Annotated in this window: 17 protein-coding genes and 11 tRNA genes; 2 read left to right on the top strand and 26 right to left on the bottom strand. The window is 40.6% G+C overall.

The window, feature by feature from the left end; genetic code table 11:
* The 12 genes from P8610_RS20275 to P8610_RS20220 all read right to left on the bottom strand — a co-directional run bounded on the left by P8610_RS20275 (window position 1) and on the right by P8610_RS20220 (window position 1,735).
* Window positions 1-74 (bottom strand) — tRNA-Gly (locus tag P8610_RS20275).
* Window positions 75-82: 8 nt separating this feature from the next.
* Window positions 83-159, bottom strand: a tRNA-Pro gene (locus P8610_RS20270).
* 5 nt (window positions 160-164) lie between these two features.
* A tRNA-Arg gene (locus P8610_RS20265) sits at window positions 165-241 on the bottom strand.
* 34 nt (window positions 242-275) lie between these two features.
* Window positions 276-361 (bottom strand) — tRNA-Leu (locus tag P8610_RS20260).
* Between the two features lie 50 nt (window positions 362-411).
* Window positions 412-495: transfer RNA gene (locus tag P8610_RS20255), tRNA-Leu, on the bottom strand.
* A gap of 15 nt (window positions 496-510) precedes the next feature.
* Window positions 511-586 (bottom strand) — tRNA-Lys (locus P8610_RS20250).
* Between the two features lie 57 nt (window positions 587-643).
* Window positions 644-718 (bottom strand) — tRNA-Gln (locus P8610_RS20245).
* Window positions 719-733: 15 nt separating this feature from the next.
* Window positions 734-809 (bottom strand) — tRNA-Asp (locus P8610_RS20240).
* A gap of 35 nt (window positions 810-844) precedes the next feature.
* Window positions 845-919: transfer RNA gene (locus P8610_RS20235), tRNA-Glu, on the bottom strand.
* A 3-nt stretch (window positions 920-922) separates the two neighbouring features.
* Window positions 923-1,013, bottom strand: a tRNA-Ser gene (locus P8610_RS20230).
* A gap of 3 nt (window positions 1,014-1,016) precedes the next feature.
* Window positions 1,017-1,091: transfer RNA gene (locus P8610_RS20225), tRNA-Asn, on the bottom strand.
* A gap of 185 nt (window positions 1,092-1,276) precedes the next feature.
* Window positions 1,277-1,735: a SprT family protein gene (locus P8610_RS20220; protein WP_394605957.1), complete on the bottom strand. Its 459-nt coding sequence runs from the start codon at window positions 1,733-1,735 to the stop codon at window positions 1,277-1,279.
* 96 nt (window positions 1,736-1,831) lie between these two features.
* Between P8610_RS20220 and cmpA the strand changes: the two genes are divergently transcribed.
* Window positions 1,832-1,954 carry a cortex morphogenetic protein CmpA gene (gene cmpA, locus P8610_RS20215; protein WP_137792088.1) on the top strand — a complete coding sequence of 41 codons (123 nt, stop codon included), beginning with the start codon at window positions 1,832-1,834 and terminating at the stop codon, window positions 1,952-1,954.
* 48 nt (window positions 1,955-2,002) lie between these two features.
* On the opposite strand, the gene P8610_RS20210 is transcribed toward cmpA, so the two are convergent.
* The 14 genes from P8610_RS20210 to acpS all read right to left on the bottom strand — a co-directional run bounded on the left by P8610_RS20210 (window position 2,003) and on the right by acpS (window position 13,619).
* Entirely contained in the window at window positions 2,003-4,132 is a 2,130-nt protein-coding gene (locus P8610_RS20210) for a Tex family protein (protein WP_394605958.1), read from the bottom strand.
* Window positions 4,133-4,528: 396 nt separating this feature from the next.
* The gene (locus P8610_RS20205) at window positions 4,529-5,137 is read right to left on the bottom strand and encodes a PP2C family serine/threonine-protein phosphatase (RefSeq protein WP_394605956.1); all 609 of its coding nucleotides are present in this window, start codon (window positions 5,135-5,137) and stop codon (window positions 4,529-4,531) included.
* Window positions 5,134-5,925, bottom strand: a complete 792-nt coding sequence (gene sigB, locus P8610_RS20200) for an RNA polymerase sigma factor SigB (RefSeq protein ID WP_394605955.1) — start codon at window positions 5,923-5,925, stop codon at window positions 5,134-5,136. Before sigB ends, P8610_RS20205 begins: the two co-directional genes overlap by 4 nt.
* Window positions 5,891-6,373, bottom strand: a complete 483-nt coding sequence (gene rsbW / locus P8610_RS20195; protein ID WP_289497428.1) for an anti-sigma B factor RsbW — start codon at window positions 6,371-6,373, stop codon at window positions 5,891-5,893. Before rsbW ends, sigB begins: the two co-directional genes overlap by 35 nt.
* On the bottom strand, window positions 6,370-6,702 hold the full coding sequence (locus tag P8610_RS20190) for an STAS domain-containing protein (protein WP_394605954.1): 333 nt from the start codon (window positions 6,700-6,702) through the stop codon (window positions 6,370-6,372). The genes rsbW and P8610_RS20190 overlap by 4 nt, the downstream gene beginning before the upstream one ends.
* Before the next feature lie 61 nt (window positions 6,703-6,763).
* A complete protein-coding gene (locus P8610_RS20185) occupies window positions 6,764-7,771 on the bottom strand; it encodes a PP2C family protein-serine/threonine phosphatase (RefSeq protein WP_289497431.1) in 1,008 nt (335 codons plus the stop codon).
* A gap of 11 nt (window positions 7,772-7,782) precedes the next feature.
* The gene (locus tag P8610_RS20180) at window positions 7,783-8,184 is read right to left on the bottom strand and encodes an anti-sigma regulatory factor (protein ID WP_066239458.1); all 402 of its coding nucleotides are present in this window, start codon (window positions 8,182-8,184) and stop codon (window positions 7,783-7,785) included.
* A 2-nt stretch (window positions 8,185-8,186) separates the two neighbouring features.
* A complete protein-coding gene (locus P8610_RS20175) occupies window positions 8,187-8,543 on the bottom strand; it encodes an STAS domain-containing protein (protein ID WP_066239455.1) in 357 nt (118 codons plus the stop codon).
* Window positions 8,544-8,560: 17 nt separating this feature from the next.
* Window positions 8,561-9,379, bottom strand: coding sequence for an STAS domain-containing protein (locus P8610_RS20170; RefSeq protein ID WP_289497433.1), 819 nt, complete (start codon window positions 9,377-9,379; stop codon window positions 8,561-8,563).
* Window positions 9,380-9,820: 441 nt separating this feature from the next.
* Window positions 9,821-10,171: a type II toxin-antitoxin system PemK/MazF family toxin gene (locus P8610_RS20165; RefSeq protein WP_066239453.1), complete on the bottom strand. Its 351-nt coding sequence runs from the start codon at window positions 10,169-10,171 to the stop codon at window positions 9,821-9,823.
* Window positions 10,172-10,174: 3 nt separating this feature from the next.
* Entirely contained in the window at window positions 10,175-10,456 is a 282-nt protein-coding gene (locus P8610_RS20160) for a CopG family ribbon-helix-helix protein (protein ID WP_066239448.1), read from the bottom strand.
* 141 nt (window positions 10,457-10,597) lie between these two features.
* A complete protein-coding gene (alr, locus tag P8610_RS20155) occupies window positions 10,598-11,773 on the bottom strand; it encodes an alanine racemase (RefSeq protein WP_394605953.1) in 1,176 nt (391 codons plus the stop codon).
* A 348-nt stretch (window positions 11,774-12,121) separates the two neighbouring features.
* On the bottom strand, window positions 12,122-13,135 hold the full coding sequence (locus P8610_RS20150; protein ID WP_394605952.1) for a LolA family protein: 1,014 nt from the start codon (window positions 13,133-13,135) through the stop codon (window positions 12,122-12,124).
* Window positions 13,136-13,259: 124 nt separating this feature from the next.
* The gene (gene acpS / locus P8610_RS20145) at window positions 13,260-13,619 is read right to left on the bottom strand and encodes a holo-ACP synthase (protein WP_394605951.1); all 360 of its coding nucleotides are present in this window, start codon (window positions 13,617-13,619) and stop codon (window positions 13,260-13,262) included.
* 114 nt (window positions 13,620-13,733) lie between these two features.
* Between acpS and P8610_RS20140 the strand changes: the two genes are divergently transcribed.
* Window positions 13,734-14,339 (top strand): rhomboid family intramembrane serine protease, encoded by a 606-nt coding sequence (locus P8610_RS20140; protein ID WP_394605950.1) that lies wholly within the window; start codon window positions 13,734-13,736, stop codon window positions 14,337-14,339.
* Window positions 14,340-14,518 lie beyond the last annotated feature (179 nt).

Raw genomic sequence — 14,518 nt, 5'->3', positions numbered from 1 at the left:
TGGAGCGGGTGATGAGAATCGAACTCACGACCAGAGCTTGGAAGGCTCTTGTTTTACCACTAAACTACACCCGCATAAAGAATGGTCGGGAAGACAGGATTTGAACCTGCGACCCCCTGGTCCCAAACCAGGTGCTCTACCAAGCTGAGCCACTTCCCGACATATGGCGCGCCCTGAGAGATTCGAACTCCCGACCTTTTGATTCGTAGTCAAACACTCTATCCAGCTGAGCTAAGGGCGCCTATTTTAATGCATTATATGTTATTTGTAAAAGTTGGTGCGGTCGAGAGGACTCGAACCTCCACGGGGATACCCCCACTAGCCCCTCAAGCTAGCGCGTCTGCCATTCCGCCACGACCGCGCGGCTAGATGCCAGCGCATGAGCACTGCAACTTATTTGAGAAATTAATATGGTGCGGGTGAAGGGACTCGAACCCCCACGTCAAAGACACTAGATCCTAAGTCTAGCGCGTCTGCCAATTCCGCCACACCCGCATATTAATTTGAAAATGGTGAGCCATGAAGGACTCGAACCTTCGACCCTCTGATTAAAAGTCAGATGCTCTACCGACTGAGCTAATGGCTCTTATTGTTAATAAGGTTTAGTGTTTATATTTTAAACACTTATCTTAAAAAGAAAAAATGGCTGGGCTAGCTGGATTCGAACCAACGCATGTCGCAGTCAAAGTGCGATGCCTTACCGCTTGGCTATAGCCCAACACCTTAGAAAAAATGGCGGACCCGACCGGGGTCGAACCGGCGATCTCCTGCGTGACAGGCAGGCATGTTAACCACTACACCACGAGTCCATCTATCTATAGGTATACTTTATTATGTTATAAAGTGGTGACCCGTACGGGATTCGAACCCGTGTTACCGCCGTGAAAGGGCGGTGTCTTAACCGCTTGACCAACGGGCCACATGGCAGAGAAGAAGGGATTCGAACCCTCGCACCGCGTTAGCGATCTACTCCCTTAGCAGGGGAGCCCCTTGAGCCACTTGGGTACTTCTCTGTATGGCTCCACAGGTAGGACTCGAACCTACGACCGATCGGTTAACAGCCGATAGCTCTACCACTGAGCTACTGTGGAATGTCTTTTAAGGACAATTAATATCATAATTGTTTCAGCGTCAGATGTCAACCTGTTTTAGAAGTTTTTTTCTGAGCATTTATCGCTTTAGCTACCTTAACGACCTTGTTAAGAAAGCTATGTAAAAGGTATGTCTAACAGCGACTTAATTAAATTACCACATACCTATAATCGAAGTCAATACTCTATTTTAAAGAAACCTGTTTTAATTTTCCGCGGCACTTTCCGCATACATACTTTTTCGTATCAATTCTTCTCTTTCTTTTATAAGACTGCATACAGTCTGCGCATATATATTGATATTTATAACTCTCTGCTCTTCTTTTTTCAGGGATGGACTGACAGAAGCGAGAGCCGCCTACTCTATTCAGCCAATACTTAAAATCGTAATCACTATGTTTATATCCCTTGCCTTCTATATGCATATGGTAGTGCACGAGCTCATGTTTAATAACCCCGATCAATTCTTCCATGCCGAATGCCTCGTAAAGATGCGGGTTCATTTCTATGTCATGAGTTCTTAGAAGATATCGTCCTCCTGTTGTTCGCAGCCTTTTATTAAATCTGGCTCTGTGGCGAAACGGTTTATCGAAGAACTGAAGGGAGATTTCTTCGGTAAGTTTTTGTAATTCCGCGTCAGTCATGGTCAAGCTCCTTATATTTCAAGTTCACACCAACAAGCTACTATACATAGACTAATACACAAATAACGGATTGGGAAGTTCAAGGAGGTTCTCTATATGCCAACATGGTTTAAAAGACAGCTCCGTCGTGCTTATTACCAAAAAGATCGTTACCAAATCCGCTTACTTAATCAGTGCTGGTTCTTTTATAACAAAAAACACTCCTCCAGTGAAGAGTAATTTACTGGAGAAGTGCTTTATCTTGTTGTTGCTTTTCCACACGTTGTCTTATTTAGGAGCAATCATCGTTAAGGCGATTCGTTGTTTAGCTACATCTACAGAATCTACCCATACGGTTACAACTTGTCCTACACTTACAACATCCATTGGGTTCTTAATAAAACGATTGGTTAACTTAGAGATGTGCACAAGCCCATCTTGTTTAACACCGATATCTACAAACGCTCCAAAATCAACGACGTTACGAACGGTACCTTGCAGTTCCATCCCTTGTGATAAGTCTTCCATCTTAAGAACATCTGTTTTAAGCACTGGTCCCGAAAAAGCATCACGTGGATCTCTTCCTGGTTTAGTGAGACCTTCGATAATATCTTTTAAAGTTGGTACACCAATATCCAGTTTTTCAGATGTCTCATCTAGTGATAGGGAATTTAATTTTTCCGCCAGAGCTTCTGATCCAATATCAGCCGGGGTAAAACCAAGTTCCTTTAATAATGATTTAGTCGCTGGATAGCTTTCTGGGTGTATACCCGTTTGATCAAGCGGCTGATTCCCATCAACCACTCGCAGAAACCCAATACATTGCTCATACGTTTTCGCACCGAGGCGCGGAATCTTCTTAAGTTCTGTTCTGTTTTTGAATTTCCCGACTTCATTCCGTTTTAAGATAATGTTCTGTGCGACTGTTTTGGACAAACCTGAAACATATTGAAGCAATGAAGAAGATGCTGTGTTTACGTTAACACCTACTTGGTTAACGGCAGTCTCAACCACAAATGAGATTTCTTCCCCTAGTCTTTTTTGGGAAACATCATGCTGATACTGACCAACCCCAATTGACTTAGGGTCGATCTTTACAAGTTCAGCTAACGGATCTTGAAGTCTTCGTGCAATAGATACAGCGCTTCTTTCCTCAACTTGAAGGTCAGGGAATTCTTCACGCGCTACACTTGATGCCGAATAAACACTCGCACCCGCTTCGTTTACAATTACGTAGGCCACTGACTTCTCTAGGTCTTTAAGTGTTTCAGCAATAAACTGTTCTGTTTCACGTGATGCTGTACCATTTCCAATCGCAGCAATTTCAATATCGTATTGTTCGATCAACTTTTTCACAACGGCAGCAGATTTTTCAACCTCTGACCGCGGCGGTGTAGGATAAATGGTTTGAATGTGCAGGACTTTTCCCGTTTCATCTACTACACCTAGTTTGCATCCTGTTCGATATGCAGGATCGACGCCAAGAACTACCTTCCCCTTCAGCGGAGCTTGCAGCAAAAGGCTTCTCACATTTTCAGAAAAAATATGAATCGCGCGTTCCTCAGCTTGTTCAGTAAGCGCGGTCCGGATTTCACGTTCAATGGAAGGAGCAATCAACCGCTTATATGCGTCTTCCATCGCTTCACGGATATAAACTGCAGTTGGCGAACTGGAACGCTTGATTGTTTTTCTCTCCATTTTAGAAAGAATCAATTCTGATGGAGTTACGATACTTACTCTCAAAATATTTTCTTTCTCGCCTCGGTTAACCGCCAAAACGCGATGTGGAACGATTTTTCGGATCGGTTCTTGGTATTCGTAGTACATTTCAAATACTTTTTTCTCATCATTTTCGGTATTTTTACCGTCCGTTTTGATTTCACCTTTTGAAAATGTATCTTCGCGGATCCACTTTCGCATATCTGCATCATCAGACAGCATTTCAGCAATGATATCTTTTGCACCTGTTAAAGCATCCTCAGCTGAAAGCACTTCTTTTTCTTCGTTTATGTATGCTGCAGCTTTTGTTAGTGGATCATCATTGTTTTGTTCCAACAGCCAATGCGCTAGTGGTTCCAGTCCTTTTTCTTTGGCTATCGTTGCCTTAGTTCTTCTTTTTTGTTTATAAGGACGGTAAATATCTTCTAGATCCTGAAGCTTTTGAGCTTTCGAAATGGCGGCTGTTAATTCTTCAGTAAGTTTTCCTTGTTCATCGATAAGACGAATAATTTCTTCTTTTCGAGTCGCTAAGTTTTGCAAATACGTCCATCGATCCATGATGTCTTTAATCTGTACTTCATCCAGACCGCCTGTTAATTCTTTTCGGTATCGTGCGATGAATGGAACTGTATTCCCTTCTTCTAAAAGAGCAATAACTTGATTAATTTGTTTGCCCTTTACACTTAATTCTTGTTCCATTGTTCTCAATGCTTGTTCACTAATAGGTTGTCCCAATAAGAACACTCCTTTTTCAATCAATTAGTACTATTATAAACCAATACAGGTGCGCCGTAAAAAAAGGGAAAGTTGTTTTGTAATTACATTGATGCTTTTGAAAGTAGTTGATTTCCGTTTAAGGTGCTCGCTTTCCGCGGGGCAGGCGGTGAGCCACATTCGTACGTTTCACTCTTAAGTGTCTCACCTGCCCGCCTGTCCCGCAGGAGTCTCACACCTTCCACTACAACCAACTGATCAAAGGAGACAATAAAAAAATGAAAAGCAACAATCTTTTAATGCACAGCCTTTAAAAATAACCCTAAGAAGATCAACAAACAAAAAACACCATCCTAAAATCTTGATAAGGATGATGTTTAGCTAACTAATATTTATTTGTCCTACGATGCATGTAGCATCATCGTTAATATCCTGAGGCAATCCACTGATATAAATGACGGACTCTTTCGGAGAGATCATTTTCGTTAACAGTGAACGGCTTTGAGTATGAATATCCATACCATCGGAATAAAGCATTAACGTTAACTCTTTTTCAAACTTGAAGTCCTGTACTTTAAATCGTTCAGGCTTTCCTACAAGAAAACCCGCTTTCGTTAAAGGGTGTATGGCTCTTTGTCTTTCAGCAGAGATCATAAAACGGATGTTACCTACACCTGAATAAGTGGCTGTGTGATTTTTATAATCGACTTTAACAATTGCGATTACAGCACCACGAGTATGTCTTAACCCCTCATTGCAAAGATGCATCAGCTGTTCCGCTGATTCATGATGATGCTGATCAATAATGTCAGTAGCAGCTCCTGAAGCCTCTTTTGCCATTTTGCCGCTCCCTAAACCATCTGCAACGGCGCAAATCAAATAATCTTCCGTTTCTTTCACGTAAAAACTATCTCCGCAAAGATCATTTCCCTTTTTAGGTTTCTGATAAGAGGAAACAGATGCTCTGCTAAATTGATAGTGTTCGATCATCTAAGTGCCTCCGAAGGCGATACTCGCAACGCTTCTTTTAACTTTTCTAATGCTCTTCTTTGCAGTCGAGAAACATGCATCTGGGATATGTCTAAACGTTCTCCCGTTTCCTTTTGGCTTAGGTTCTCAAAATACGTACACTGTAAGATTTCACGTTCACGTTCAGAAAGAACAGCAAATGCTTTCTGCAAAAGCAGCCTTTTATCGATTTGATCAAAACCATCATCGTTGGATCCCACTAAGTCGAGAAGTGTAACCGTACTTCCCTCCTGATCCGCTTCAATAGAGCTATCCACGGATAGAGCTTGATAACTTTTACCCATTTCCATCGTCTCTAGAACTTCTTCCTCTGAAACTTCCAGGAACTCAGCGATCTCAAAGATCTTAGGTGATCTTTGCAAGCGAGTCGTTAGTTCTTCAACGGCTTTCTTGATTCTCGGACCTAATTCTTTAATACGACGCGGTACATGCACACTCCATGTTTTATCACGAATAAAACGTTTAATTTCCCCAACAATTGTTGGAACGGCAAATGATTCAAAAGATCTGCCAAACGTTTTGTCGTATCTTCTAAAAGCTGCAAGCAAACCAATCATGCCGACTTGAACTAAATCGTCATGGATGCTTTTCCCTTTAGAAAACTTTCGTGCAAGAGAATGTACTAAGTCTTGGTACTGCAATACAAGATTTGTTTGAATTTCTTCATTTCTAGGATCTTGCTGCAGTTCATCAATCCATGCGTAGACCTGTTCTTTACTGTGAAGGCGCTGGTGAGATTCTGTCGACATGTTCCTCCACCTCATCTCTGTGAAGATACTTTGTCATCATTACAACGACACCGGCTTCACTGCTTATTTCTACCTTGTCCATTAGTGTATCTATCAGAAAGAGGCCTAAACCTCCCTCATGCAGTTGATCAACTGATTTACCATCTACAGGGCCAAGATCTTTTGAGATAGATTCAACGTCGAAACTTTTTCCTTGATCGACAACCGTAATTTCCATACGGTCATCATGTATATTGCAGCCAATGCGAACTTGGCCATGATCTCCTTCAGTGTAAGCATGATTTACAACATTCGTTACGGCTTCTGAAACTGCAATTTTAATATCTTCAATTTCATCAAACGCAAAACCCATGCGGTTTGCCAGACCAGAAATCGTTAATCTGACTACTCCCACATAATCCGGCTTTGCCGGAACGTTCATTTCAATATAGTCGGACGCTGTTCTCATAGCGCCTCCCCCTTTACTCCGCTTTCGATGTCCATTACCTCAGTTAAACCGGTAATTTCAAAGATACGTTTTACACGTTCCGTCATGCCTCTAAGCTTTAATGAGCTGTTGTTGGCTTTAGAGGACTTTAAAGCTCCTACAAAAATACCCAATCCTGTGCTGTCCATATATTCAATACCAGAAAGGTCTACGATTACGACGTTTCCTTCTATTTCAGTTAAAGGAAGCATAACTTCTTTAAGTTTCGGAGCCGTATATGCGTCTACTTCCCCGGTAAGTTTTAATTCATATGTTTCATTTATTTGGCCTTGATTAATTTGTAAATTCATTGTTTTTCCCCCCAAGCTTTGTATGGAACCATACGGTACCTTTACCCTAATTGAATACTGTTTAAACCAGTCTTTTTAAAATAATTAAAGTAAAATCATCTCTGAGCTCGAATCCTTGAAGTCGATCCAACTCCTGAAATACATTCTCAACAATTTTTTGAGAGGGTAGATCCATATATTTACGAATGAGAGAAACAATTTCTTCTCTTTCAATAAACCCTTTACTCGTCCTGCACTCGGTCACTCCATCTGAAAGCAGGATGACCATATCTCCAACTTCTATCTCCTTTTCATACGGATGATAGGTTGTTGTGCGAGAAACCCCGAGAACAAGGCCTTTAGCAATAAGATCATGAAACTTATCTTCTTTTGCATTGTAAATAAATCCTGGTTCATGACCGGCACCGGCATAGTAGAACTTATGACTTTCCGGTTCATATACACCATGAAACATCGTAATAAACATGTTGCTATGAACATTTTGTTCAACAACACGGTTTAAATTTTCCAGTAGAAGATGAGGTTTCATCTGTTCTTCAGGCAAGCTGTCCATCGCGTATTTAATCATAGACATACAGAGTGCAGCGGGTATGCCTTTGCCAATGATGTCAGCTACAGCGACACTGAGACTGTTGCCGCTTTTAACAAAATTATAATAATCACCATTCATTTTTTTAGCCGGAACACTTACAACCCCAATGTCCAACTCGTCAAATTCAGGTACATCGCTAAGCAGCAATGTTTGCTGCATGCTTGCGGCAACTTCAATTTCAGATTCCAACTGTTGCTGTTTATCCCGCAAACTTTGATGTTCGCGGTAAGCGAAGCCATAGCCAATCATAGATTCAAGCAGAAAGTCAAAAGAGTCTCTCATCTCTTCCGACATATCCGGGAAAAGCTCATCCATTACTTGAATGTGTAAGCTCACTAAATCCTCGGGTGATATCTGCTGCTCCAGCAGTTTCCTGCTAAATTGCTGGGCTTTATAGAGTGTCGTCTCGGTTTTGGCTTTTAGATAGACTGATAATAAATCTTGGTAACGTTCAGTTAGTGCGTCCTTTGCAGTCAAGAGCTCTCCTCCTAACGAAGCCATTTAGTAGCAGATATCTCCGTTCCCACGTCAACCGTGGACTCTATCGAGAATTCATCCATTAAACGCTTCACGCCTGGCAATCCAGCTCCTAATCCGCCGGAAGTCGTATAGCCATCTTCCATAACTTTTCGGATTTCTCGGATTCCAGGACCATTATCTAAGGCTACGATTCGCAGTCCTTTTTTTCCTAATTGATTGATCGGTTCGATGCAAATCTTTCCTCGACCGGCATATAAATAAATATTACGTGCGAGTTCGGAAATCGCTGTTGTGATTCTGGCTTGATCAACATTTCCGAAACCAAGCTCTTTAGCCATGTTTCTTCCAAGTTGACGGGCACTTACGATGTCCCACTCATTGCGTACTTCAACACAGGATTGGATGTCCATAATCATCCCTCCAGTTCCAGACGCAATTTATCAAGCCCCTGTTCTAAGTCAAGTGCTGTCGAAACTTCCCTCATTGAAATTCCAAGGTCAATTAAAGTAATAGCAACTGCGGGCTGTATTCCTGTCAATACAACTTGAGCTCCCATTAACTTTGACATCCTCACCACATCTCCAAGAACTTTTGCAATAAAGGAGTCAATCATGTCTACTGACGTTAAGTCAATAACAACTCCCTTTGCCCCTGTATCATGAATCTTGTTAAGCAAATCCTCTTGAAATTGAAGGGCTGTTTGATCGTCCATTTCTACTTGAATGGTGATCAATAAATATTCGTGCAATTTTAAAATAGGAATCCTCATTTTTTTCCCCTCACTCCCTATTTATTGCTAATTAACTGCTGATTTGTGATCTCCAGTGCGTTTTCCATGCCTTTTTGAAGAGTACTCTTCGTAGGGAATAGACTTAAATCAATACCCAGGCTTACAATAGTCTGTGCAATTTCAGGTCTTATTCCTACTAGGATACATGTTGATCCTAATAAACGCACAGCATCTGCCGCTTGAATAATATGATGGGCTACCATCGTATCCACGACTGGAACACCTGTAATATCAATCAGCACAACTTCTGAGCGATATTTAATCACTCCGTTTAAAAGGTTTTCCATGATCAGCTTTGCACGTTCCGTATCAATGGAACCAATCAGAGGCATGACGCTAATGTTGTTGAAAACCGGGATAAGCGGAGCGGAAAGTTCTAATAATGCTGTTTTTTGGATAGAAACGGTTCTTTCCCAAATTTGAGATGAATTTTCCACCACTTGGTTAAGAATAGGATCTAACCATCTGTCGATTTCTCTATATACGGACGCAAGCTTTTCTTTGTCCATATCTGTCTGAACTAAAAAGTTGACGATAACACGGCGTGCAGCTTGAAGTCCTTGTGTTATATAGCTCAAAGGTAAGCCTGTATGAAGCACTTGATCAAAAAACTCATCAAGTGTTCCATCTTTAGATATATCATGATAATTAATGTGTTTAATTAACATTTTAAAAAACTGCTGATCGGTCTCATCACTAAATTTAAGTGTAGTCCCAGCTAGTTCCTTTTCTTTAAAGAGGTTGACTTCTTTTAGCCAATTATTTTTTAGGGTCTCTTGATTCTCATTGACCATCTGTACAATCAAGTTGTCCAATTTTTCTTGCACCCCCACTACAATTAGTATCAATATCTATTATTTCACTTCTGTATATATTGTGCAATGTTTACTCTTTTTCTAACTTTGGATATATAACCCAAGATGGCAATTGTTAAACATGTATTTTTTTCCAGTTGTTTTTTGTTATCTTTATTCCTTTTGAAAAAGTTGATTTCCGTTTCAGATGCTCGCTTTCCTTGGTGCAGGCGGTGAGCCACATTCTTAACGTTTCACTTTTAAGTGTCTCACCTGCCCACCTGTCCCGCAGGAGTCTCGCATCTTTCACTCCAATCCACTTGTCATGGAAGAAAATGAACAAATATACCAAAAGCCACAATCTTTTATAAAAACCTTTATTAATGAAAGCAAAAAATAGTAGATAAAATAAAAAACCGCCAGACATTCTGTCAGACAGTTTCCTAAATTGTGATATGAGATTTAAAAATCAACCAGACCTGTGCTGATCTGCAATGCGTCGTCTACCCTGCGCATCATGTCTTCATCCAGTTGTGTTATTTTATCTGTTAATCTTTGCTTGTCAATCGTCCTGATCTGTTCAAGCAAAATAACTGAATCCCGTTCAAAGCCGTATTTTTTAGAATCTATTTCAACGTGTGTTGGTAGTTTTGCTTTCTGAATTTGGGCTGTGATTGCAGCAACTATTACAGTAGGGCTAAAACGGTTTCCGATATCGTTCTGGATTATCAGTACAGGGCGAATTCCGCCTTGTTCTGAACCAACTACCGGTGAAAGATCTGCAAAGTAAACGTCTCCGCGTTTGACTATCAAGGACTACACCCCGCTAACTAAGCGGTCCAAGGTATGATCGGCTTCCTCCTCTAACATAAATGCTTCTGAGGCAATCGTTAGATTGATCTTAGCCATTTCCATGTAACCTTGTCTCATCTCATCACGAAACTGACGCTTATTCTTCCGCTCGCGAAGAAACATCTCAGTAGCTTGATGGATAAATTCGCTGCGGTCCAAATTTTCTTTTTTAATGACACGATCAACCTCACTTAATAATTTCTGAGGAAGACTAATCACTATTCGTTTTGTGTTCAATTCGGACACAACATACACCTCCAGCGCAAAGCTATACTACGATCAAATTCCTTTTAACCACATATAATCTTATCACTTCAATATTCCATTTGCAAAGCGATTTCAAGTTATTTATTCTACAAAATTTTTAATAGTCCTTCTAATATTCTGCTAAAAATTTAGAATTACATTCATATTTTCTGTAATTCGACCATTTTTCACATAAACTCTCGGCACTCGAGCAGAAATGAGACACGGAATTTCATAATTTATTGTTTTCGCTATCCCCGCTACCTCATCAATCTCTATTCTCTCATCTTTTTGACTGCCTATTAATGTAGCAACTTCACCAACAATCATTCTTTCTGGAAGCCTTACTATGCACTGATCCATGCAGATTCGGCCAATTATCGGCATACGCTCGCCTTTAATTAGAACAAATGCACCCGGTGAAAGTCTTCTTTGCCACCCGTCAGCATAACCGATCGGAAGGGTGCCTACCCACTCTTCATCTTTTGCCGTATAAGTAGCTCCATAACTTACAGTATCTCCAGGCATAAGTTTTTTAACATGAATGAGCTGTGAGTGAAGGCTAAACGCTTCTTCTAATGAAAACGGCAAGTCTTTCTTTAACTCTCCAGAAGGTGCTAATCCATACATGCTGATGCCAAGACGAACGAGATTAAAAGGACCTTCTACTTTTCGCAAAGCTGCAGCGCTATTCGCACTATGAATCAGGGCTGGCTTCATTCCCCACTCTTGAAGCAAGTCTATATATTTAATGAACTTCTTTCTTTGTTCCTCAAAAAGATCGGATTCCCATTCATCTGCTGTAGCAAAATGTGTAAAAACACCATCAAGATGAAATTTCGCAGAGCGATTCGTATAATGAGAAATTTCATGAAGCTCGCTTTCATCAGATATTCCTACACGGCCCATACCCGTATCAATCTTAATATGAATATTCAAAGGCTGATGGTTCGTATCCTTTAAATACGGTTCTGCCTCAACCAGCCATTCTTTCTGAAAGACCGTTAGAGTGATCTCATTTTCTGCCGCAAGATTAACATATTCGGGACGGACCCGGTTCATAACTAAAATCGGTGCAGTTATACCTTGTTTTCTTAAAGCTAACGCTTCATCAAGCATCGCTACAGCGAGCCATTCTGCTCCTGACTCTAACGCTTCTCGTGCGATCTGATAAGCTCCATGTCCATATCCGTTTGCTTTAACAACAGCCATTATTTTTTGATCAGGGAGATGCTTCTTAAATGATTTTACATTTCGGCTGATTTTATCCAAATCTATTTCTGCCCACGTATCTCGATAAAAATGATGTTGATCCATATGATTGCCTCCCTGCTAATTCTTGTTTGCTGCCTTCTATTTTACCCTCAAAGGCCGTTTTATGTAAGTATATGAAGGTTATCTTAAGCGGTTTTTCATTAAAAACATTTATACCTAATAGGGTATTTAGCTGCATTAATTCAAAATTCATGTGCGGAATCCAAAAGTTTTAAGAGTTTATCCACGAGTTTTGCTCCTCAATCCAAAAGTTTTGGACATATATCCACGAGTGTACAAACCTCGACAATTTTTGCTCAAACTGATGTCCTCATATACCCCTCACAACAAAGCAAAAACAGGCTAGCCTCTTCGCCAGCCTGTTTTTTATCAGTGTATTTAATGTGGGAATTATTTTATAGCCTCACCATAAACAGATCGTGCAATAGCCATTAACTCTTCTTGGCCTAAATTATTGGAAGCAAGGAAATAATCAACACCATTATAATTCCAAGTGATCGACTGGTCTGTCATCGCTCCTACTGTAAACCCTAAATCAACCGGTTCACCGCTTGACATCGTTAGTCGCGATGCTGTTTCCACAGCCGTATTTTTCTGCTGCATCAATGTAAAAGATTTATTTTCTTCTGCATCAGCATAGTTTAATACCACTTTAGAATCATCTTTACCTTGAACGACTTCTCGCTCGTTAACGATGTTTAAGTTAGCTGTGTAAGTCGGATACAGCACTTCAAATTCTTCTCCAGCACCTGAAAAAGTTGGGATCTCGAACTGCGCGCTCGACATATTGGATTCCATATCAAAAGAGTTTTTATCAAACTTAGCGTTAAACTGAACTTTAGAGAAATCCAGTCTCACAAGCTCTTTTTGGTCTTGGTCCATGATGCGGACCTGTTTTGGATCTAGCTCTTTGTTAAGTGTGATTTCTTGCTGATACAAGTTTTTGTTTTGGTAATTTGTTTTTGTATGAAAAACATAGCTTTTTTCTTTCGACTTAAATCCTCTGTCCGTGTCGTTTAGGATATCTGAAATAAGTGATTGGAACAAATACACTTGGCTATTGTTTTCTGGCCAGTCGCTTTGGAATCGGAAGCTTTTATTTAGAGCTGGTGTTAGCACGAATACTCCGTCTTTGTTGCGCAGAATCATCTGACTTTGATCTTTTTCAGCATTTTTTAAGCTGACACGGTAAAAATCCGGCTTTTTATGCCAAATCTCTAAATCGTACGTTAGTGGCTTTTCACCTGTGCTTAACGTCATCTTGGCTTCAGCTTTGTAGCCTGTCATGGATTCCATTCTCTCTTCCAAAGAATCCAGAACATCACTCTGGCTTTGTTCACCGCATGCTGACAGAACCAGTAAGATCATGAACGCCGTCAAAATCATTGACAGTGTTTTCTTCATTTTTTGCCATCCCCTTTGTCCCAAAGTAATTTCGACATTGAAGGGGGACTAACTCTGCATCTTGCAAAGGACTACCCCTTCTACCGCATTACAATATATGAGACAACCCTGGACAATATGCAGACTAGCTTGACGAGCTTTCTAAAATCACTTGTGCCACTGCATGTTCCTTCGTATGAGAAATGGATAAGTGGCATAAATAAGGATATGGGGATGTCAAAAACGGTTTCCCCTTTTCGTCCGACTTAATCTCCATGTCATGCCATGAAAGTTCTGCACCAATACCCACTCCAAGTGCTTTTGCCATCGCCTCTTTAGCTGCAAACCTGCCGGCCAAGAATTCAAACCTTCTGTTTCCATTTAAAGTTTGAAACCGTTTTTGTTCAAACGGTGTTAATACACGCTCTGCAAAACGCGGCTGATGAGAAACAACCCGCTTAATTCTTTTTAATTCAATCATATCGATACCTGTTCCAACAATCATTATAAAATACTCCTCTGCAGCTATATCTTTCGCCCTAATTCCTGGCACATGGTAAACTGAAATAAGACGAATCGGTATGTAAACACTTCATATTAAAAAGGGTGATAATCTAACATGTTTATAAGAGATGAAAGCTTTCAAACCTTTACTAGGCGCTATCCAGTCGTAACTTTCTTAATCGCCGCTCATATTATTGTCTTTCTACTTATTAATTTTACCCCTTTTAGCACCTCTTTGTATCATTTTATGGTCGGGTCAAATTATTACATCTCTGCTGGAGAGTACTGGCGCTTGTTCACACCTATCATTACACACGAAGCTGCTGGTCACTTAATCTTCAATTCGTTTTCCCTTGTTTTGTTCGGCCCTGCACTCGAAGGCATTTTAGGCAAGGTACGGTTTATTATCGGGTATGTAGGTGCTGGTTTAATCGCAAACATCGCTACACTTTTGCTTCTGCCGCTTTCATATGCTCATATTGGTGCATCAGGAGCGATTTTTGGACTGTTCGGTATTTATGTTTATATGCTATATAACCACAGGCAGTATATTGATCGAGCGAATACGCAAATTCTTTTAGTTGTCCTTGGGATCAGCTTAGTTACTACTTTTTTAAACGCACGGATTAATGTTATGGGCCACATCTTCGGATTGATTGGCGGAGCCGCTCTCGCACCCATCATCCTAGCCTCACTTCACAGAAAGAAAAAAAGATGGTAGATAAGAGAACAGGTCTCTTGCCTAGCCTTTATAATTAACTGGGCTTTCGAACCGGCTAACAAATTATACTTTCTGTCCATGTAAAAAAGCACCTCGTAGCTTTGATCTGAACCCGAAAAGTTAGACACGAATAATTAGGCAACCTGTTGGGCTTGAGTCCTGTATTCTATCGGACTTAA

Origin of the sequence: Fictibacillus sp. UD, from assembly GCF_043558025.1 — a bacterium.
Taxonomy (GTDB): domain Bacteria; phylum Bacillota; class Bacilli; order Bacillales; family Fictibacillaceae; genus Fictibacillus.
The sequence above is the reverse complement of the archived record's forward strand: the minus strand, read 5'-3'. Positions and strand labels throughout refer to the sequence as shown.